This window comes from Flavobacterium sp. TR2, assembly GCF_025252405.1.
Lineage (GTDB): Bacteria > Bacteroidota > Bacteroidia > Flavobacteriales > Flavobacteriaceae > Flavobacterium.
In genome coordinates this window covers 3950237-3973728 of the sequence record NZ_CP104307.1, presented here as the reverse complement: position 1 = coordinate 3973728, position 23492 = coordinate 3950237, and the positions used below count along the sequence as shown (strand labels likewise).

Genomic DNA, 23492 nt, shown 5'->3' with positions numbered 1-23492 from the left:
TGATGGAGTTTTTTGGAGAGATTTATATGTTCTATTCACTATTACTAGGGTTTACTTTTTCGAAATGAAAAAATAGTAGTTAAAAAAATTTAAACACATAGAAACATAGATTTTTTTGATTCTTAAAAAGGAAAAAGAAAGAAACTAGTTTCTCACACATAGAGCTGTGAACATAGCCCATAGTTTCAACTACGGGAACGCAAGATTGGCGGTAACGCTATGTTTATTTAAACAAGTGAAACGCCTTTTATAGACAAAGTAAAACTATGTCTCTATGTGTTGAAAAAACAAAAACAAAAATCTAATAAATAAAAAAAACAAAAATATGAGTACTATTCCTTGGCAAGACAGACCCGAAAACAGTAAAGATGTAATGTGGAGATATTCTGAGAATCCAATTATCGACAGATATTCGATTCCTTCATCAAACAGTATATTCAATAGTGCAGTTGTACCTTTTGGAGACGGATATGCTGGGGTTTTCAGATGTGATAATAAAGCAGTTCAAATGAATATTTTTGCTGGTTTCAGTAAAGATGGCATCAATTGGGAAATTAACCACGAGCCAATTGTAATGCAGGCTGGAAATACAGAAATGATCGAATCTGCTTATAAATACGACCCTCGTGTGGTTTGGATTGAAGACCGTTACTGGATTACGTGGTGCAACGGTTACAACGGACCAACGATTGGAATTGGCTATACTTTCGATTTTAAAGAATTTTTCCAATGCGAAAATGCCTTTTTGCCATTCAACAGAAACGGGGTTTTATTTCCACAGAAAATCAATGGAAAATATGCCATGTTAAGCCGCCCAAGTGATAACGGACACACGCCATTCGGAGATATTTGGATCAGCTATAGCCCAGACATGAAATATTGGGGAGAACACAGATTGGTCATGAAACCAAGTCCGTTTGAGCAAAGCGCTTGGCAGTGCACAAAAGTGGGAGCAGGGCCAATTCCAATCTTGACAGACGAAGGCTGGCTAATGATTTACCACGGAGTGATCAATACTTGCAACGGTTTCCGTTATGCAATGGGTTCAGCGCTTTTATATATTGATTCGCCAGATCAGGTAAAATACAGAACACAGCCTTATTTATTAGGACCAGCAGAAACGTATGAAATGGTTGGAGACGTTCCAAATGTAGTTTTCCCTTGCGCAGCTTTGCATGATATTGAAGAAGATAAATTAGCAGTTTACTACGGTGCGGCAGATACTCACGTAGCAATCGCTTTCGGAAAACTGAGTGAAGTAATCCAATTTACAAAAGATAATAGTTTATAATGATGCATAGTAGAGGTAAATTGTTGTCCCTAGCCGTTACGTTTTTTTCGCTGTTGGCTTATGCGCAAGCTGAAAAACCGGTTGAACCGAAAAGTTATATTGCGTATAAAACTTCTCAAGAGATTGTTATCGACGGTGATGGAGCAGACAAAGCTTGGGAGAAAGCATCTTGGACAACTCCTTTTGTCGACATAGAAGGTGTTGAAAAACCAAAATACAACACACAGGTAAAAATGCTCTGGGACGATAATTACTACTATATCTTGGCAAAAATGGAAGAGCCGCACGTTTGGGCAAATCTAAAACAGCGCGATACAATTATTTTTTATAATAATGATTTTGAGGTTTTTATTGATCCGGATAACGACACGCACAATTATTATGAATTGGAAATCAATGCGCTAAACACGGCTTGGGATCTATTCATCAATAAACCTTACCGCGAAAAAAACACGGTTTTAAACGACTGGAATATTACAGGTTTAAAATCGGCGGTAAAGATTGACGGAACTCTGAACAATACTTCAGATACCGATAAAGGCTGGACATTAGAAATTGCCATTCCGTGGTCAGTTTATAAAACATCCTATTTTGATAATATTGTTCCGAAAGATAAGTTTTGGAGAGTCAATTTCTCTAGGGTAAATTGGCAGCATTCGGTTATCGACGGAAAATACGAACGCAAAAAAGATTCAGAAGGAAAGTTTCTCCCAGAATACAATTGGGTTTGGTCGCCTATGGGAGTCATCAATATGCATGAGCCTGAAAAATGGGCTTATGTATATTTTTCTTCAAAAGAAAGCAACGATAAATTTACAATTCCGCAGGAAGAAAAAGTAAAATGGGAGCTTTACACTTTATACCGTGCTCAAAAAAGATATTTCGAAAAGAATAAAACTTGGGTAAAATCACTGCAAAGCATCAGTAAAAAAAATATAGTTATTGACGGAAAGACTTTAAAACCAGTTTTAGAAAATCATTCATCCGGATTTAATATCTTGGTAAAGAGTCCTTTTTCAAACAAAACCTTAATAATTAAAGAAGATGGTAAAATTATTACGAATGAATAAGTTACAGAACTTTTCAAAGATTGTAGTTCTTGCGCTTTCACTGAGTTTATTCTCATGCGGACAAAAAGATGCTAAAGCAGAAGAAAACGGTAAATTCATTTTTGGCGTTTGGACCACTGCCGACGCTAAAAAATCGGATGCAGATTATTCAAAAGAATTCAAAAAATACAAAGACGGCGGAATTGACGAAGTTTTAATTAACACCCAAACTGATCCGAAACTATTGGAAAGATTAGTGCCTCTTGCAAAAAAAGAAGGACTAAAAGTTCACGCTTGGATTATGGCAATGAACCGCCCAAATGATTCAGTTGCCTTGCAGCACCCAGATTGGTACCAAGTAAGCAAAGAAGGAAAATCTTGCTTTGACAACCGTCCGTATGTAGATTATTACCAATGGCTTTGTCCAACCAGAGAAGAATCTAGAAATCACGTTTTAGGGTTAGTTGAAGGTCTGGCAAAAGTTGAAGGAATCGAAAGCGTACATTTAGACTACATTCGCTTCCCAGATATTTTCTTGCCAATCAGTTTATTGCCAAAGTATAATTTGGTTCAGGATGTAGAATTGCCTCAATTTGATTTCTGTTATTGTGATGCCTGCGTAAGCAAATTCGAAAAAGAACATCACAAAAATCCAAAAAATAGCCACAATACTTCTATTGATATGGAGTGGAAAAACTTCAGATTGAATGCCGTAAAAGCCGTGGTTGATGATGCATATAAAATCGCTCATAAACACAATAAAAAACTAACGGCAGCAGTATTTCCTTATCCAGAAATGGCAGACCACATGGTGCGCCAGCGTTGGGATAAATGGAATATTGACGAAGTATATCCAATGATTTACCATAGTTTTTACGATGAAGAAATTGACTGGGTTGGTTATGCAACCAAGCAAGGTGTAGCCGATTTGGAAGGAAAACAGACGAAAGTAAATACAGGAATCTACATTCCAGGATTAAAATCGGATGCAGAATTGAAAGAAGCGATTTTGCTGGCTAAGAAAAATGGTGCTACGGGAGTTTCATTTTTTGACGGAAATGCTTTATCAGATAGTAATTTAAAAACAATTGCAGCAGTAAAATCTACCTTGTAGTCGATTTTACTGGGATTAAAAAGTATTACTGATTAATTTAGCAACATTAAGAACATTTTGTTTTTGAAAGTTGAATTTAAACCAAAAGAAATGTCAAATAGAAGAGATTTTATAAAGAAAACAACCTTAGGCACCTTAGCTATAAGTTCTGTTTTAGGCGTAAGCGGATTTGCTGCAAATCATGAAAATGAGGAAACAGCCCCAGAATCAAAAGAAAAAAAGCAGCAAAAACCGGTTATTATTTCGACATGGAATCACGGTTTGCCTGCGAATAAAGAATCGTGGAAAAACTTAAAAGAAGGAAAATCAGCTCTTGACGCAATCGAAGCGGGAATGAAAATTCCTGAAGCCGATCCGAATGTGCGAAGCGTGGGTTATGGAGGATATCCAGATCGCGAAGGAAAAGTGACTCTTGATGCCTGCATCATGGATCACAATAGCAATTGTGGGTCTGTTTGTTTCTTAGAAGGAATTATGCACCCTATTTCTGTTGCAAAAAGAGTGCTGCAAAATACGCCTCACGTTATGTTAGCGGGACAAGGCGCATTGCAGTTTGCTTTGTCAGAAGGATTTAAAGTAGAAAATTTACTGACTCCCGAATCTGAAAAAGACTGGAAAAAATGGCTGGAAGATTCTAAATACAAACCAGTTATTAATATAGAAAATCACGATACCATAAGCATGCTAATGTTAGACCAAGAGGGCAATCTTTCGGGCGGATGTACCACGAGCGGTGCGGCTTGGAAAATGCACGGACGCGTCGGTGACTCCCCAATAATCGGCGCGGGTCTTTTCTTGGACAACGAAGTGGGAGCTGCTGCTGCAACAGGCTTGGGAGAGGCAGTCATTAGAACGGCTGGAAGCGCGATGGTGGTCGAATTAATGCGTCAAGGAAAATCTCCTTTTGATGCTTGTAAAGAAATCACAGAGCGCATTTATAACAAACACAAAAACCACAAAGACATGGAATACCTGCAAGTTGGTTTTATTGCTTTGAACAAAAACGGTGAATATGCAGGTTACAGCTTAAGATCAGGATTTAATTACGCCGTTTCTGATGATGTGAAAGGCCACAGAATGGAAGACGCGAAATTTAAAATGTCTTGGGAAAAATAAAACTAGACGTGAAATTTTTAAACACATAGAAACATAGAATTTATTGTGTTTAAAGTCGTTTCACTCTTAATAAATAACATAGCTTGATGGGAACTTTGTCAAAGTTTCAAACTTTGACAAAGTTTAACGACACAGTTTTGTCATCCTGAGGAACGAAGGATCACACAAGTAGCTCGCGAAAGATTGGCGAGTTGCTTTGAGGAATTCCTAGTGTGATCCTTCGTTCCTCACGATGGCAAACAAAAACTAAAAACTACATCTCTAAAAGTCGCTTTATAAGTAACTGTTAGAGAAACCAAAAAATAAATAATGAAAAAATTACTATTCCTATTAACCGTATTCACTTCAATTTTCTCGGTTAATGCGCAGAAAGTTTACACAGAAAGTGATATTCGTATCATTCCAAAACCGACTCAAACGCTGATAAAAACGGGTGTTTTTGAATTTACAAAAGATACCAAATTTGTCGTTAATGGCGATTTTCAAAAAGATGCCGCAAATGCTTTGGCATCAAAATTTGAAACTGCTGCAGGATGGAAACCAGAAGTTACCGCAAAAGCTCCTTTGAGTAATTATGTTGTATTAAAAACAGATCCAAACTTAAAGAATGAAGCTTACGTTTTGGATGTTAACCCAACTAATATTGTCATTTCTGCTAAAGGAAATAATGGTTTTTTATACGCTTTAGAAAGCATTAGACAATTGCTTCCTGAAGCCATCGAAAGTAAATTTGCGATTACTTCTGCAAAATGGCAGATTCCAAGTTTGACCATTACTGATGAACCTCGTTTTAAATGGAGAGGTTTAATGCTTGATTTTTCACGTCATTTCTTTGATAAAAACTATGTTTTAGCCACAATCGATCGTTTGGCAGCGCATAAAATGAACGTTTTGCATATGCATTTAGTTGACGATCAAGGCTGGAGAATCGAAATAAAAAAATATCCAAAACTGACAGAAGTTGGCGCTTGGAGGGTAGATCAGGAAAATGTTTCTTGGAATGCCAGATTAACGACAAATCCTGATGAAAAAGGAACTTACGGCGGATTTTTCACTCAAGACGAATTAAAAGAAATCGTAAAATACGCAGCTGCAAAAGGAATTGAAGTTATTCCAGAAATCGAAATGCCGGCTCACGTAAGCAGTGCGATTGCAGCGTATCCAGAACTGGCTTGCTTCAATCAGAGAATTGGCGTTCCGTCTGGCGGAGTTTGGCCTTTGACTGATATTTACTGTGCAGGAAAAGAAACTACGTTTGAGTTTTTACAGAATGTGATAGATGAAGTAATTACTATTTTCCCTTCAAAATACATTCATATTGGTGGCGATGAAGCGACCAAAACCAATTGGGCAAAATGTCCGAACTGCCAAAAAAGAATCAAAGATGAACATCTGAAAAATGTAAACGAATTGCAAAGCTATTTTGTAAAACGTATGGAGAAATACATCAACTCAAAAGGTAAAAAAGTGATCGGTTGGGATGAAATTTTAGAAGGCGGTTTAGCTCCAGATGCAACGGTAATGAGCTGGAGAGGAATGAAAGGCGGCATCGAAGCGGCAGATCAAGGTCACGATGTGATCATGACACCAGAAACGCCTTGTTATTTTAATTTCTATCAAGGTCCGCAAAACGAAGAACCTCTTGCTTTTGATGCTTACAACCCGTTAAGCGAAGTGTACAAATTTGATCCTGTAGTTTCAACCATGACACCACAAGAAGCCGCTCATGTTTTGGGCGGACAGGCCAATTTATGGGCAGAACATATTGCAGGACCGCGAGATTCTGAGTATATGATTTTTCCAAGATTAGCGGCGTTATCAGAAACCTTATGGAGTCCGAAAGAAAAACGCAATTGGAACGATTTTACAGCGAGATTGTTTTCAATGTTCAAACGTTACGATTATCAGGGAGTAAATTATGCAAAAAGCGCATACTTGGTAACAGCTGCTTCAACAGCAGATTTGGCCAATAAACAAGTGAAAGTGGAATTGAAAAATGAATTTCCAAACCCAGATATCCGCTATGTTTTAGGAAATCAAAGCATTGAGCATCAAGCGATAAAATACACAAGTCCAATTGAAATTAAAGAAACAACGGTATTAAAAGCATCTTTATTTCAGGATGAAAAACCCGTTGGAAAAACATTTACAGATACTATTGTTTTCCACAAAGGATTTGCGAAAAAAGTGAAATACTTAACGCCTTACAATGACAATTATAAAGGAGATGCCAATACGATGGTCAACACCATTCGCGGAAGCAAAAATTTCCATGATGGACAATGGCAAGCTTGGCTGGTTAACGATATGGAATTGGTAATTGATCTTGAAAAAATAGAAAGCATCGAGCAAGTATCAGTTGGAGCTTTAGAAAGCCAAGGCGCAGGAGTTAATTTCCCAATTCAAGTTAAAGTATTGATTTCTACAGACGGAATTAAATACACGCAAGTGGGTAAAATAATGCGTCCGTATACTGTAAATCCAGTTCCAGAATTGAAAGATTTCAAAATCAATTTCCAAAAGCAAAATGCACGTTTTGTAAAAGTGATTGGAGGCAACCTAAAGAAAAGTCCGAAAGGAGAAAGCTCTTGGTTGTTTGTAGATGAAATTTTGGTGAATTAAATATTTTTAAACATATAGTCCTGAAGCCTCGGGATTGAAACTTGGTAAAAGAAATAGCTTAACGTGAAATGCTTGTGACCGCTTTGTCAAAGTTTCAAACTTTGACAAAACTTTAAAGACATAAATGTATAATCTGAAAAAAAATGAATAAGATACTATTTAAGCTCGGGATATTATTGATTTGCTTGATGCCCTTTTTGAGTAGGGCACAAACCAAGGGATTTTCTATATCGAATGGAGAATTTCAGCAAGACGGTAAAATTATCAAAATACATTCGGGAGAAATGCACTATGAGCGTATTCCAAAAGAATATTGGAGACATAGGCTTCAAATGCTCAAAGCTATGGGAATGAATACCGTAGCCACTTATGTGTTTTGGAATTATCACGAAATAACGCCTGGTGTCTGGGATTTTAAAACAGGAAATAGAGATTTAGCAGAGTTTGTGCGTACTGCTAAAAGCGAAGGATTGTATGTAATTCTTAGACCAGGTCCGTATGCTTGTGGTGAATGGGAATTTGGAGGATATCCTTGGTGGCTGCAAAATAATCCAGATTTAGTAATTCGTACCAATAACAAAGCATTTTTAGAAGCTTGTAAAACATATTTAGAACATTTGTATGCAGAGGTAAAAGGACTTTTTGCTAATCAAGGAGGACCTATTATTATGGTTCAGGCTGAAAATGAATTTGGCTCTTATGTTTCTCAAAGAACCGATATTAAAGCCGAAGATCATAAAGCATACAAAACTGCAATTTACAATATACTTAAAGAAACGGATTTTCCAGAACCATTTTTTACTTCTGATGGTTCTTGGTTGTTTGAAGGCGGCATGGTAGAAGGTGCGCTGCCAACAGCAAATGGAGAATCAAATATAGAGAATTTAAAAAAGCAGGTTGATAAATACCATAATGGGCAAGGACCTTACATGGTAGCAGAGTTTTATTCTGGCTGGCTGGATCATTGGGCAGAACCATTTATTAAAATTGGATCTGAGGAGATTGCAAGTCAGACTAAAAAGTACCTTGATGCAGGTGTTTCTTTTAATTATTATATGGCACACGGCGGTACTAATTTTGGATTTACCTCTGGAGCAAATTATAATGAGGAAAGCGATATTCAGCCAGATATTACAAGTTATGATTATGATGCTCCAATTAGCGAAGCAGGTTGGGCAACACCAAAATTTATGGCTATACGCGAAGTAATGCAAAAGTATTCTAAAACAAAATTAGCATCGATTCCAGAGAAGATACCAGTTGCAAAATACCCTAATCAGCCTGTCAAATCTAGCATGGATGTTTTAAGTTGGATCAAAAAAGATAAAGCTGTCGTAAATGATCAGCCATTAACATTTGAAAAATTGGGTCAGGGAAATGGATATGTTTTGTACCGTAAACGATTTACTCAGCCAATTTCTGGCAAATTGAAAATTGATGGATTGAGAGACTTTGCTACAGTTTACGTAAACGGAGTTAAGGTTGGCGAGTTGAATAGAGTTTTTAAAAATTACGAGCTGACGGTTTCTATTCCTTTTAACGGTATTTTAGAAATTCTGGTTGAAAATATGGGACGTATTAATTACGGAGCCGAAATAGTGCATAATACTAAAGGAATTATTTCTCCAGTTTTTATTAATGAATATGAAATTACTGGCGGATGGGAAATGTATAAAATGCCGATGAATGAAATGCCAGTTATTAAAAATGAAACGATAAAGCCAGGACGCCCAGTTTTATATGAATCTATTGTGAACATAAACAAACCAGCCGATACTTTTCTTGATATGTCCGCTTGGGGAAAGGGAATTGTATTTGTTAACGGTCACAATCTGGGCCGCTACTGGAAAGTAGGGCCACAACAGACGCTTTACGTGCCGGGCTGTTGGCTGAAAGCAGGCGAGAATAAGTTTGTTGTATTGGAGCAGCTTAATGAAAACACCCAAAAAGAACTAACTTTTACAGATCAGCCGATACTTGAAAAATTAAATTAAGATTAACCCGTTGGGGGTAATAAAAAAAATAAAAGTATTTTAACACATAGAGACATAGTTTCTTGTGTCAAAAAAAGAAAATGGAAGAAACAAGTTTCCACATATAGTTAAACTATGTGCATTTGAACTAGTGAAACGCTTTGTTTAAGTTTAGTTAAACGATGTTTCTATGTGTTGAAAATAATTTCATCCAACGAGTTAGATTGCCTATTAAACCAGAAAAACAAAGAATAATAAATTATAAATTAGAGTAAAGATGAAAAAAGGAATATTCATGATCGCCCTTTTATTTTCAGCTCAGATATTCGCTCAGGCGATTTATGAAGATGAAAGATACGTACCAGAAACAGATCCGTTGGTATTGAAAAACTTAGAAGAGTGGCAAGGCAAAAAATTTGGCCTTCTCATGCACTGGGGAACTTACAGCCAATGGGGAATTGTAGAATCTTGGTCTATCTGTCCTGAAGATTACGGATGGTGTGAACGTAAAAAAGGCAGCAATCCCTCTAATTATAATGATTATATAAAAGATTATGAAGGATTAAGAAAAACATTTAATCCTGTAAAATTTGATCCTGCAAAATGGGCCAAAGCGGCTAAATATGCAGGAATGAAATACATGGTCTTCACTACAAAACACCATGACGGATTCAATATGTACGATACTAAATATTCTGATTACAAGATTACTAGTAACGATGTTCCTTTTCATACCAATCCTAAAGCTGATGTTTTAAAAGAAATTTTCAACTCTTTTAGAGGAGAAGGCATCTCGACAGGAGCTTATTTCTCTAAACCAGACTGGCATAACGAAAATTACTGGGATCCGTATTTTCCTCCGTTCGATAGAAACGTAAACTACGATCCGTCTTTATACCCAGAAAAATGGCAGAAATATGTTGATTTCACGCACAATCAAATTTTAGAAATTCTTTCTAACTACGGTAAAGTTGATATTTTATGGTTAGATGGAGGATGGGTTAGAAAAAGAGACCAAGTAAACATCAAAGAAAACTACGACGAGAAATTTACAGAAAACGAATCTAAAAACGGTTTCATCAAACACAGAGTGGTAGATCAAGACCCGAAAATGGATGAATTGGTTGTAAAAGCACGTCAAAAACAGCCGGGTTTAATTGTAGTTGACAGAGCGGTTCACGGTAAAAACCAAAACTACTTGACCCCAGAAGGGCGTGTTCCTGCTAAAACGCTGCCTTATCCTTGGGAATCTTGCATTCCGTCAGGCGGAGGATGGTCGTACTCTCCAGGTGCGCAATACATGACAGGAAGACAAGGCATTCATTTGTTGATTGATATTGTGGCTAAAGGCGGAAACTTATTATTGAACGTGGCTCCAAGTCCAGAAGGCGAATGGGACAAAGGCGCTTACGATTTATTGCAAGCTTACGGAGACTGGATGAAAGTAAACAGCACAGCGATTTACAATACAAAACCAATCGAACCTTATAAAGAAGAAAACATCTGTTTTACGCAAAATAAAGCAGGAAATGTATTTGCATTCTATTTGGCAAAAGACGGAGAAGATAAAATTCCTGCTGAAGTTACAGTAAAAGCCATCAGTCCTAAAAAAGGAACAAAAATTACGATGTTAGGTTCTAAAACTTCTTTAAAATGGACCAAAGAAGGAAACGGATTTAAAGTAATAATTCCTGAAAGCTTAAGAAACAATCTTCCAGCAAAAGAAGCTTGGACTTTAAAAATCGAAGCGATCAACAGATAAAAATGAAGCCTATGGTTTTAAAAACTAAAAATAAATTGAAGGCAGCATATATTTTGTATATGCTGTTTTTTAGCATTGCTATTTTTGCGCAGGAACCTGCCGATTTTGTGAATCCGTTTATTGGAACTTCCAATTATGGTGCGGCTTATCCAGGACCGATTGCACCACGTGGGATGGCGAGCATCAGCCCGTTTAATGTTGCAGGAGTAAAAAATACTCCGATGGAAAAAGACAGTCAATGGCTTTCGAATCCGTATGTGAAGGAGAATACTTTTTTGACGGGATTTAGTCAGGTAAATTTAAGCGGAGTTGGCTGTCCAGAATTGGGTGTGATTTTATTAATGCCAACGACTGGCGAAGTAGAAATCGATCATTTGAAATACGGTTCGACTTATTCTAATGAAGTGGCGAAAGCTGGATATTATAGCGTAAATATCGATAAGTATAAAGTTAAAGGCGAATTTACAGCTTCAAAACGAGTAGGAGTGAGCCGATTCACTTTCCCGAAAGGGCAATCCAACATTTTATTAAATCTTGGATTGGGACTAACCAATGAAGAAGGCGCGATGATAAAAGTGGTTTCTTCGACAGAAATTGAAGGAATGCGCTCTGTAGGTTCGTTTTGCTATAACAGTCCAGAAGATGCTTATCCGGTTTATTTTGTGGCTCAATTTTCTAAACCTGCCGATAAGTTTGGAGTTTGGAAAAAGCCTGCAAAATACAACGGCGTTGAAGCGCAATGGATGGGCTACAACGGAAAAGCGAGAATAATGGATAATACAATCAAAACCGTAGTAGGTGATAGTATTGGAAGTTATTTTACGTATAAATTCGAAAAACAAGAAACGGTTGAAGTAAAGATTGGAATTTCGTACGTAAGTATCGAAAATGCCCGTGAAAACTTAGCAAAAGAAGTTGGGAACAGATCTTTTGATGCAATTTATAAAGAAACCTACAACGAATGGAACGAAGAATTGTCTAAAATTTTGGTTGAAGGCGGTACAAAAGATGAAAACACGATTTTCTACACCGCTTTGTATCACACTTTAATTCATCCCAATATTTTAAATGATATTAACGGACAATATCCCGTAATCAAAAGAAGTAAAATTGCTAAAACCGATGACACCCGTTATACCGTATTTTCTTTATGGGATACGTACCGAAATGTACATCCATTGATGTCTTTGGTTTATCCAAAACAGCAATCGGATATGATAAAAAGTATGTTGAATATGTTTGATGAAAACGGCTGGTTACCCAAATGGGAACTGAATTCGACTGAAACTTTTACCATGGTTGGAGACCCGGCAAGCATTGTAATTACAGATACTTATATGAGAGGAGTTCGTGATTATGATATTAATAAAGCTTATTATGCGATGTTGAAAGGCGCAGATAATATTGAAAATAATCCGCTTCGTCCGGGATTGAAAGATTATATCAAAAAAGGGTATTTGACAACCGACAATAAAGGGCCAGTTTCAACGACTCAAGAATACAATATTTCAGATTATTCTATTTCGCTTATGGCCAACGAATTTGGAGACAAAGACAATGTAAAACGTTTTAAAAACCGTTCGTTATCTTACAGAAAATTATTTGATAAAAACCTGAATTTGCTTCGTCCAAGATTGGCAAACGGAGATTGGTACGAACCTTTTGACCCAAATTCAGGAGCTAATTTTGAAGAAAATGTTGGTTTTATCGAAGGAAATGCTTGGCAGTATGCATTTATGGTTCCGCATGATATTATCGGATTGAAAAAGTTAATGGGCGGTGATATAGCATTTTCAGCGCAATTGCAGAAAATCTTCGATACCAAACAATTTGATATGGCCAATGAGCCAGACATTGCCAATCCGTATTTGTTTAATTATGTGAAAGGCGAAGAATATAAAACTCAGGAAATGGTAAAGAAATTGGTTCGCGAATATTTCAAAAATGAACCCAAAGGTCTGCCAGGAAATGATGATACAGGAACCATGTCAGCTTGGTTGGTTTATTCCATGATGGGAATTTATCCAATCTCTCCAGGAGATCCAATTTACACCATTACAGCGCCAATGTTTCATAGAGTGACCATCAAATTAGATCCAAGATATTATAAAAAAGAAAGCATCGTAATTGAAAGACAAGAAAATAACGGTGGGAAAATCAATTCGATTGAGCTAAACGGAAAATCACTTAACAGCTTTTTTATTTCGCACGATGATTTTGTGAATGGAACGAAGCTTAAAGTGATTCAAAATTAAACACACACAACTATGTTACAATTAAGAATGAGAAAAACGGCCATTATTTTTGTAATGGCTGTTGGTTTTTTTAATCAAACCCACGCCCAAAAAAAGTATCTGTACCAAGATGCTAAAGCGCCTGTTGAAGACAGAGTAAAAGACTTGTTAGGCCGTATGACGCTTGAAGAAAAAGTGCGTCAGATGGATATGTACAGAGGAGATTTTTTTAAAGATAAAGAAGACTTTGCTAAAGGTAAATCGGCTGAGAAAATCGGGAAATTAGGAATTGGAGCGATTCATGACCTTTATCCGCGCTCGGCAAAAATGATCAATGATTTGCAAACCAATGTAATTAAAGGAAACCGTTGGGGAATTCCCGCGCTGATTATGTGCGAAATGCTTCACGGATATTTAGACGAAGGAAGCACCGCTTTCCCTATGAATATTGGTCTTGGAGCAACTTGGGACGTGGCTACGATGGATAAAGTGGGTAAAGTAATCGGTATGGAAGCCAGAGCGCACGGCGTTCATTTTGGTTTTGGACCCAACTTAGATTTAGGACGCGAGCCAAGGTGGGGACGTGTTGCTGAAACTTTTGGTGAAGATGCTTTCTTAAATAGCGAAATTGGTTTGGCCTTCATAAAAGGAATGCAAGGCGATGATTTGAAATCGGATCGTTCGATTATTGCAGAACCTAAACATTTTGCGGTTCACGGTATTCCGCAGGCGGGAGGAAATTCTTCTCCGATTTTGGTTGGAGAACGTTCTGCGAGAGAAGATCATTTGCCATCTTTCGAGAAAGCTTTTAGAAAAGGCGGTGCTTTAGGAACGATGTGCGCTTACTCTGAGTTAGACGGAATTCCTTGCGCGGCCAATCACTGGCTGTTGACGGATGTCTTGAGAAACGAATGGGGTTTTAAAGGATTGGTAGTCTCAGATTTAGGAGCTATTAAATACATTCAGACCACTCACAAGGTTGCTGATTCTCCAAAAGATGCCATTAGAGAAGCGGTTTCGGCTGGTGTTGATATGCAGTTTTATGATTTTTCGAACGAATTTTGGCAAAGCACAGTCATTGAATTGGTAAATGAAAAGAAACTGACAATGGAAAACATTGACCGTGCAGCAGGAGCAGTTTTACGTTTGAAGTTTTTGTTAGGATTATTTGAAAATCCGTACACAGATAAAAACCTGATTAAAGAGCGTTTTCATACTCCAGAAAACCAAGCTGTTGCTTTAGAAGCGGCGCAGAAATCAATGGTTTTATTGAAAAATGATAACAATACTTTGCCTTTAAGCAAAAGCTTAAAAAATATTGCAGTTATCGGACCCAATGCAAATGCCTCAAGATTGGGTGGTTATGCTCCAAAGAACAGTGTCGGAATGACGGTTTACGAAGGCGTTAAGGAATTGGTTGGAAAAACTGCAAATGTAGTTTATGAAGAAGGTGTTCCTTTGATTGTAAAAGGACAGATCATTCCATCTAAATATTTATTTACTCCAGACGAATCTCAAAACGGATTAAAGGGAGAATATTTTAATAATAGAAATCTAGAGGGAACTCCAGCATTGACTCGCATTGACAGTCAGTTAGAATTTGACTGGCCTTGGGCGCCTGGTGATGGCGTGAATGTGGACGACTTTTCGATCAGATGGACTGGATTCTTAAAGTCAGATCAGGCTCTTGATGGATGGTTGGGTTTAAGTTCTGATGACGGAATCAGAATGTATATCGACGACCAGTTGGTAATTGACAACTGGACAAAAGGAGCGACAAGCATGGTGACGACTCCAAAAATTATTGAAAAAGGTAAAAAATACAAAGTCCGCATTGAAATGTGGGAAGGTGGCTGGGGAGCCAGAGCTCATTTCCGTTGGAATTTAGAAAAAGTAAACTTGCAGCCTTCAATCGAAGCCGCTAAAAAAGCTGATGTTGCGATTGTCGTTTTAGGAGAATCTAACGAATTGGTAGAAGAAAACAGAGATGTCGCGTCTTTGGATTTATTTGGAATCCAGCAGCAATTGATAGAAGAAATTCACAAAACAGGAACTCCAGTGGTTTGCGTGTTATTAAACGGCCGTCCGCTTTCTACAAATTGGATTGCTGAAAATATTCCTGCAGTTTTAGAAGGATGGTTTCCAGGCGAATTAGGCGGTAGAGCTGTAGCCCATGTTTTGTTTGGAGATTACAATCCGGGTGGAAGACTGCCAATTACAGTTCCAAAATCGGTGGGGCAGTTACCTATATATTATAACCAAAAACCATCTGCGATTCATAAATATGTAGCAGAGAGCGAACATCCGTTATATACATTCGGTTACGGATTGAGCTATACGAAGTTTGAATATTCTAATTTAAAACTGAATACCACTGAAATTAAACCAAACGGAGAAGTAAAAGTTTCTGTTGATGTTAAAAACATTGGAGAAAGAGACGGAGACGAAGTGGTTCAATTATACATCAACGATGTTTACAGCAGTACCACAACACCAGAAAAGACATTAAAAGGATTCAAAAGATTGAACATCAAGAAAGGTGAAATAAAAAATGTTGAGTTTACACTTATACCAGACGAGCTATCTCTTTGGAACAGAGAAATGAAGCGTGTGGTAGAGCCCGGAGATTTTGAAGTGATGGTAGGCGGAAATTCGACAGATTTGCTTAAAACTAAATTCAAGGTTTTGAACTAAAATTGACAAAACACAGAATATTTTTAGGTGTTTCTGCACTAAAAAAATGAATACAATTAAAAAAGGCCAAAATCTATTGAAAAATAGAGTTTTGGCCTTTTCATTTAAGGCAGAGTTGGATTACAAATGAAAACGTTTTCTTTCAATAAAACACTAAAGATTTACCAACACCTTTTCAAAATTGTCATTTGTCGAAATAATATTTTGTTAACAAAATGTATTCTTAAGTTTAACATGTTATTAACTCTAAAAAAACAACTAATATGATTAAAAACGTACTAAAATTACTGTTGGTCATATGCCTTTTCGGTTTCCAAAGCCTACAAGCGCAGACCACAGTAAAAGGAACGATAACAGATGCTCAAAGCGGGATTCCGATTCCGGGGGCAAATATTATTGTTAAAGGAACCAAAACAAGTGCTTCATCAGATTTTGATGGTAAATACAGCATTAGCGTTCCTAATCAATCAGCAGTTTTAGTTTTTACCTATGTAGGATCTGCTACAAAGGAAGTTGCTGTGGGATCGCAATCTACAATTAATGTATCTTTAGGTCCAGATACACAGCAGCTAGGAGAGGTAGTGGTTACCGCTCTTGGAATTAAGAGAGAGAAAAAAGCCATTACGTATTCTGCACAGAATGTTTCTGTAGATGAGCTTTCTGAAGCAAGATCATTAAACGTTGCCAACTCACTTTCTGGTAAAGTTGCAGGTCTTAACTTCTCTACTACTTCAAACGGTGTTGGTTCTTCTTCTAGAATTACTTTAAGAGGTAACAGATCTCTTAACGGAAACAACCAGCCTCTTTATGTAGTTGATGGTGTGCCAATTAGTAACGGAACAACTACAACTAACCCTGATATCGATACAGGAGGGACAACACAGCCAGATGGTATTTCTAACATTAACCCAGAAGACATTGCTTCGATGACAGTTTTAAAAGGACCATCTGCAGCGGCTCTTTACGGTTCTAGAGCATCAAATGGTGTAATCGTAATTACAACTAAATCTGGTAAGTCTGGAAAAACTTCGGTTTCGTTATCATCAAACTTTATGGCTTCTTCTGCTTATAATTTGATGAACTTGCAAAACGAGTACGGTCAAGGTACAAACGGAAATTATGTTTCTAACTCAAGCTCAAGCTGGGGAGCGCCTTTAGACGGGCGTCAGGTGCCTGCATGGCAGCTGGTTCGTAACCCAAGTTATGCTGGACCAGCGACACAAAGCTATTCTCCGCAGCCAAACAACGTTATTGATTTCTACAAAACAGGTTACAATTTGGCAAACACTTTGACAGTAACTGCGGGTAACGAAAAAGCGCAAGGTTATTTCTCTTACACGAACACACGTGCTGAAGGTATTGTTGGAGGAAACCAATTGGACAGACACAATCTTAACTTGAGATTGACAAGCAAGATTACAGATAAATTATCTTTGGATGTAAAAACAAACTACATCGTTCAGGATATCGATAACTTGCTAAGAACAGGTGAGGAGTCTATCGGAACATCTGCATATTTGCTTCCTCGTAGTATCGCTTACAACGATTATAGAGATTTCGAATTTTTTGATGCTGCAGGACAAAGACAAGTAAATTATTTCCTTGACGAAACTGGTGCTCCAGGCGGTAACCCATTCTGGTCTGCTTTACGCGATGATGCTCGTACAGATAAAAGAAACAGATTTATTGGTTTAGCTTCTCTTAAATATGAGTTTACAAAAACGTTAAGCTTGCAAGGTAGAGCTGGTTTAGACCAAATGACAAATAAAAACGTTAGAAACGGGTATGCAACAAATGCTTTTAATAGCAATTTAGGTTCGTATAGAGAATCTTATGAAACGGTTAGTGAGCTAAACATTGATGCATTGCTTTCGTACAATGAGAAATTCGGAGATTTTTCTGTTGGACTTAATGCAGGAGCAAGTTCATTGCAGCAAAATAGTTCAGCGTTAAGTTCAGGAGGTGTTTTAAGCAAAAGAAATTTCTTCGCATTATCAAATGTTCAAACGCCTACATCTACTTCTACAGCGTCAGAAAAAAGAATTAACTCTATTTACGGATTTGGCCAGATTGGTTTCAGAAACTACTTATTCTTAGATTTAACAGCTAGAAATGACTGGTCTTCTACTTTGCCGCAAGATTATTTCTATCCATCTTTCGGACTCTCAGCTGTTATTTCTGATATGGTTACATTGCCAGAAGTAATTAGTTTTGCAAAATTAAGAGCTTCTTACGCAGAAGTGGGTAACGATACAGATCCTTATCAGACACAGCAAAGATTCTCTTACATTGGAGGAAACGGAGGTATGCTATATGGACAAAGCACAAAAGCGAATCCAAACTTAAAACCTGAGATCTCTTCTTCTACAGAGTTTGGTGCAGATGTTAGATTTTTCAACAACCGTTTAGGGTTAGATTTTACCTACTTTAAAACATTGACTAACAATCAAATTTTCTACATCAATACGCCTGAGCCTTCTGGATATTCTAGAGCAATCGTAAATGGTGGAGATATTGAAAATAAAGGTATGGAGCTTACGCTTACGGCAACTCCAATCCAGACAGCAAACTTTACTTGGGACATTACAGCAAACTACGCTTCTTACAAGTCAAAAGTAAAATCTATTTTTGAAGGAAGAGATGAGCTGGTTCTTGGAGAAGGACGTTTAGTGAGAAGTAAAGTAGTTGTTGGAGGCGAATATGGTGATTTATACATCAAAGGTTTCCAAAGAAATGATGCTGGGCAGATTCTTGTCAATAGCGCAGGTATTCCATTGGCAACAAATGGTTTTGATGTTCGGGCCGGTAACTTTAACCCAGATTGGACAGCAGGTTTCAAAAACAACTTTAAATACAAAGATTTCTCTTTAAGCTTCTTGGTTGATTTCAGAATTGGCGGTGAAGTTATTTCGTACACTCAAGCAAGACAAGCTGGTTTAGGGGTGAGCGATATCACTCTTGCAGGAAGAAATGGCGGAATTATCGTAGATGGTGTTGTAGATAACGGAAACGGAACTTACACTCAAAACACGACAAGCATCAACGCAGAGCAATACTGGACAGCAATCGGGCAAAGAACTCCTATTGCAGAACCATTTATTTACGATGCTACAAACATCAGATTAAGAGAGCTTGTTTTTGGCTACTCAATGCCAAAACGTTTATTAGGCAACTCAGGATTTTCAAGCATCGATTTCTCATTAGTAGGCAGAAACTTGTTCTTCTTCTTAAACAAAGCAAAATACTTTGATCCAGAAGCAGGAGCAGGGACAGGTAACTTGCAAGGTATAGAATCTTTCAACATTCCATCAACGAGAGATTATGGAGTGAATGTTAAATTCGGATTTTAATTAAAAAAGAGATATCATGAAATATAGTTTTAAAATAAAAACATTAGGAGTTGCATTAATGGCAGTTTCGATTTTATCAAGCTGCGCTGGTGACTTTGATGAGATAAACAAAGATCCTAATTCATTAACCGAAGATCAGTTAGATGCTACTTTAGCAGGGCCTGCATTTGCTTCAGCATTGTATGCAGGTATCCACAACGGTTCTTACTCATCTCCAGGCGGTATCGATGATCAAGGTACATGGGGTATTGCTACAGGTATTTTGTCTTCAACTTTCATTCACTATTTAAACTGTGGATACGGAACAGAAAGAAATGCTTTCGTTAACGGATACGAAGGCAGAGGATGGACAAGATTTTACACCGTTGCGGCTCCAGCTCTATCAAATGCTGTTAAAGCTTCTAAAGGAAATGAAGAAGCATTGGCAATCTTAAAAATCTGGAAAGTTTTTATGTACAACCAAATGGTTGACGCTTACGGACCAATTCCGTATACTGAAGCCGGTAACGGAAAAGACAAAGTTCCTTACGATAGCGTAGAATTTATCTATGCAGACTTCTTTAAATTATTAGACGAAGCAAATGCAACATTGACTTCTACTTCTGCAACTTCTGTTGCTTCTCTTGCCCCAAATGATAGAGTTTATGGAGGAAATGTTGACAAATGGAGAATCTTTGGAAACAGTATGAGATTGCGTTTGGCTTTAAGAATCTCTGATAAAGATCCTGCAAATGCAAAAACGCAAGCTGAAGCTGCGGTTGCTGCTGGTGTAATGCAGACAAACGATCAAAGCGCATTCTTTAAAGCAAGCAACATTACGCCAAACAACTTAAACATGATTGTAAACAGCTGGGGGTATGTAATGACCGCTTCTATGGAAAGCATCTTGGTAGGTTACAACGATCCGCGTTTATCAAAATGGTTTGCCCCGCTTGATGCAAATGCTGCTGTAAAAGTGTATAGAGGTAATCCTGTTGGAGGTTTAGAAGATCAATTTGGAACGACTAAATTCTCTGCTTTTAACAATGATGTTTTAGGAAATGGAGCGGCTAATAATCTTAGTGAAACTAAAAACATTGAAATTTTTATGGCTTCTGAAAACTACTTGAGCAGAGCAGAAGGAGCCTTAAATGGATGGAACATGGGCGGAGACGCTAAAACTTTGTATGAAACAGGTATTAGATTATCTCTTGCACAATGGGGAATTACTAATGTTGATGCCGTTAACGATTACATTAACGGAACATCATTGCCAACATTGCCAAACATTTTGACTTTATATCCAACTTTAGATTTGCAAGATATTCCAGTTAAATTGCCTGTGGCATGGTCTGCATCTACCGCTGATCAAAGAACGCAGATTGCAGTTCAGAAATACTTGGCAATTTTCCCAGAATCTTGGGAAGCTTGGGCAGACTTAAGAAGAAGCGATGCGAAAGTAATCTATCCTGTCTTAAACACTGATAATCCAGATGCTGGAGTTGGAAAATCTTTGATGAAAAGAATTATTTACACGACAAACGAGTACTCATCAAACAAAGCGGCTGTAGAAGACGGAGTTTCTAAATTAGGAGGCCCAGATTCTGGCGGAACAAGACTTTGGTGGGACACAAAATAATTAATTTGGTAAAGCAAAAAATCAATCGATTTGTTGCTTGAGCAGAAGGAGAGGCAACTCTCCTTTTGTTTTATATAAAGACCAGTGAATTTTTGCCCCAACTTTAATTCATAATTAGCAATTTCCCTTTGTGTGAAAGTGAGCAAGTTTAATTTTAACACATAGAAACATAGGTTCTGTGTCTAAAAAGAAAAGCAAAGAGAAAAATATTTCTTTCACATAGCTATGTGTTAGAAACTAGTTTCTTTCTTTATTCTTTTTCGTAAAAACAAAAAATCTATGTTTCTATGTGTTTAATAATTTCAAAATAAAATGATTTTAAAGACAAAATATACTGTTGTGGCGCTATTGGTTTTATTTCTTTTTTCTAACGGAATAAAGGCTCAAATAAAAGCGGTTAACATTGAAAGCAGTTATATTGCAGATCCGCCAGCTACAACAAATAGTCATGCCTCAACTTTGGTCGAATACAAACCAAACGAAATTTTAGCGGCTTGGTTTGGCGGAAAATATGAAGGCGCAAAAGATGTCGGGATTTATATTTCGGCTTACAAAGACAAAAAATGGTCTGCGCCAAAAGAACTGATTCAGCCATTAATCAAAAACGGCGATACATTGCCATGCTGGAATCCGGTTCTGTTTAAAAGCAAAAGTCAAAATTTATATTTGTTTTATAAAATTGGAAAAAATCCTAGAGAATGGTTTGGAGCCATGATGGTCTCAAAAGACAACGGAACAACTTGGGGAGAACCCAAATATCTTCCTGACGGAATTTTAGGGCCAATTCGAAACAAGCCAATCGAAACCACTCCAGGCATAATTTTGTGCGGAAGCAGCACAGAAAGCGTAAACACAGACGAATGGCGCGTACATATTGAAGAGTACACAGAAGTAGCTGATTCTTGGAAGAAAATTGCAGTAGAAAACAATCAAAATTTTGACATTATCCAGCCAACATTTCTAATTCATAATGCTACTGATATTCAGATGCTGTCACGCAGCAAGCACAATAAAGTGGTATCGAGCTGGTCGGGAGACAATGGCAAAAGCTGGATTAGAACCAATACGATAAATGTGATCAATTCGAATTCGGGCATTGATGCCTTAACAGTTAATAAAAATCTGTTTTTATTGGTAAACAATCCGCTTCCGATTGGCAAAGACTGGTTTAACGGACGGAATATTCTGGATGTTGAATATTCTGCAGATGGTTTAAAATGGACCAAATTATTCGATCTTGAAAAACAGGAAAAAGGAGAATTCAGCTATCCAGCCATAATCCAAACCACCGATAAAAAGATACACGTGCTATATACTTATGACAGAAAATATATTAAGCATACCTCTTTTGATTTATAAGATAATAGAACGCTGATAAAACGGATTCACTTCTTGAAAACACCGATTAACATAGATGTCATAAACCTATTAATGAATGAACCGTTTGGTGAAATGGAATAAGAGTTTAATTTAACACATAGAAACATAGATTTTTATTGCTCCAGAAAAAAGAAATAGAAAAAGCTAGCTTTGACACATAGCTATGTATTTTTAAATTAGTGAAACGCCTTTTTAAAGTTTATGTAAGCTATGTTTTTATGCGTTTAAAAAAATAAATCAGTAAAAATTCGCGTCTTCGCAAAAGCGAATCCGTTTCATTCGCGTCCAATCTATAGAAAACAATTATGAAATTAAAACTTCTTTTTACAACCGCATTTTTTTGCTGCGCTTTCGCGAATGCGCAAAAGGCTAAAACTTTTTACAAACACGACAAATATCTTTCTTCAGATCGATTAGAAGGCCGTTTTGTGGGAACCAAAGGAAATAACGATGCTGCTGCTTACATCAAAAAATATTTTATGAAATATGGTTTGAAGCAATTCAATGGCGCATATTATCAGCCTTTTAAAGTATTTGTAAAAGAAGGAATCAACAAAATGAAATCGGATAGTGTGGCTACTCAAAATGTGGTAGGCTATATCGAGGGTTCTGACCCCACTTTGAAAAACGAATACATTGTAATTGGCGCCCATTATGATCACTGGGGCTGGGGCGGACAAGGTTCTGGAAGTAAAAAGAAAGAGGCTTTTGCCATTCATAACGGTGCAGATGACAACGCGTCTGGAGTTTCGGCTTTGCTTTGCATTTTAGAAGAAATCTCAAAACAAAAAGTAAAACCAAAGCGAAGCATCATTTTTATTTCGTTTAGCGGAGAAGAAGAAGGATTGCTAGGCTCAAAATATTTTGTCCATCATTTGCCAGTTCCAAAAGAAGCGGTAAAAGTAATGCTCAATATGGATATGGTCGGTAGGCTGAACGATAAAAAAGAGCTTTATATGGGAGGTGCAGGAACTTTCCCGAACGGAGTAGAACTAATGAAAAAACTACAGGAGAATTCCGGATTAAATCCTGTCATTCACGCGGGAGATGTCGGCGGTTCAGATCATGTCTCCTTCTACAAAGAGTCTATTTCGGCAGTTGGTTTTCATACAGGCGGACATCCGCAATACCACACACCAGACGACGATATTGACCTGATTAATTCAGATGGAGGAGCATTGGTTTCAAAATATATCTATAATGCCCTCACACAAATTGCCAACTACGAAGAAGCTTTGGTTTTTATTAAACAGAATTAAAACAAAGCGTTATTCTATACTGATAAATTA

Annotated in this window: 13 protein-coding genes; all 13 read left to right on the top strand. The window is 37.3% G+C overall.

The features are described from left to right. Positions 1-325 precede the first annotated feature (325 nt). The 13 genes from N4T20_RS17250 to N4T20_RS17190 all read left to right on the top strand — a co-directional run bounded on the left by N4T20_RS17250 (position 326) and on the right by N4T20_RS17190 (position 23462). Positions 326-1291, top strand: a complete 966-nt coding sequence (locus tag N4T20_RS17250; RefSeq protein WP_260670360.1) for a glycoside hydrolase family 130 protein — start codon at positions 326-328, stop codon at positions 1289-1291. A gap of 2 nt (positions 1292-1293) precedes the next feature. Beyond that, positions 1294-2361, top strand: a complete 1068-nt coding sequence (locus N4T20_RS17245) for a carbohydrate-binding family 9-like protein (RefSeq protein ID WP_260673120.1) — start codon at positions 1294-1296, stop codon at positions 2359-2361. Then, positions 2354-3454: a putative glycoside hydrolase gene (locus tag N4T20_RS17240; RefSeq protein ID WP_260670359.1), complete on the top strand. Its 1101-nt coding sequence runs from the start codon at positions 2354-2356 to the stop codon at positions 3452-3454. The genes N4T20_RS17245 and N4T20_RS17240 overlap by 8 nt, the downstream gene beginning before the upstream one ends. A 90-nt stretch (positions 3455-3544) precedes the next feature. Next, positions 3545-4570: an isoaspartyl peptidase/L-asparaginase family protein gene (locus tag N4T20_RS17235; protein ID WP_260670358.1), complete on the top strand. Its 1026-nt coding sequence runs from the start codon at positions 3545-3547 to the stop codon at positions 4568-4570. Positions 4571-4879: 309 nt separating this feature from the next. After that, positions 4880-7192 carry a beta-N-acetylhexosaminidase gene (locus N4T20_RS17230; RefSeq protein WP_260670357.1) on the top strand — a complete coding sequence of 771 codons (2313 nt, stop codon included), beginning with the start codon at positions 4880-4882 and terminating at the stop codon, positions 7190-7192. 143 nt (positions 7193-7335) lie between these two features. Continuing rightward, positions 7336-9186: a glycoside hydrolase family 35 protein gene (locus N4T20_RS17225; protein WP_260670356.1), complete on the top strand. Its 1851-nt coding sequence runs from the start codon at positions 7336-7338 to the stop codon at positions 9184-9186. A gap of 256 nt (positions 9187-9442) precedes the next feature. After that, a complete protein-coding gene (locus tag N4T20_RS17220) occupies positions 9443-10927 on the top strand; it encodes an alpha-L-fucosidase (protein ID WP_260670355.1) in 1485 nt (494 codons plus the stop codon). Between the two features lie 11 nt (positions 10928-10938). Beyond that, a complete protein-coding gene (locus N4T20_RS17215) occupies positions 10939-13182 on the top strand; it encodes a GH92 family glycosyl hydrolase (RefSeq protein WP_409559625.1) in 2244 nt (747 codons plus the stop codon). A 12-nt stretch (positions 13183-13194) separates the two neighbouring features. After that, complete coding sequence (locus N4T20_RS17210; RefSeq protein ID WP_260670353.1) at positions 13195-15855, top strand: glycoside hydrolase family 3 N-terminal domain-containing protein; 2661 nt, start codon at positions 13195-13197, stop codon at positions 15853-15855. A 263-nt stretch (positions 15856-16118) separates the two neighbouring features. After that, on the top strand, positions 16119-19205 hold the full coding sequence (locus N4T20_RS17205) for a SusC/RagA family TonB-linked outer membrane protein (protein ID WP_260670352.1): 3087 nt from the start codon (positions 16119-16121) through the stop codon (positions 19203-19205). Between the two features lie 16 nt (positions 19206-19221). Further along, entirely contained in the window at positions 19222-20823 is a 1602-nt protein-coding gene (locus tag N4T20_RS17200; RefSeq protein WP_260670351.1) for a SusD/RagB family nutrient-binding outer membrane lipoprotein, read from the top strand. Positions 20824-21135: 312 nt separating this feature from the next. After that, positions 21136-22182: an exo-alpha-sialidase gene (locus N4T20_RS17195; RefSeq protein WP_260670350.1), complete on the top strand. Its 1047-nt coding sequence runs from the start codon at positions 21136-21138 to the stop codon at positions 22180-22182. 326 nt (positions 22183-22508) lie between these two features. Continuing rightward, the gene (locus tag N4T20_RS17190) at positions 22509-23462 is read left to right on the top strand and encodes a M20/M25/M40 family metallo-hydrolase (RefSeq protein ID WP_260670349.1); all 954 of its coding nucleotides are present in this window, start codon (positions 22509-22511) and stop codon (positions 23460-23462) included. Positions 23463-23492 lie beyond the last annotated feature (30 nt).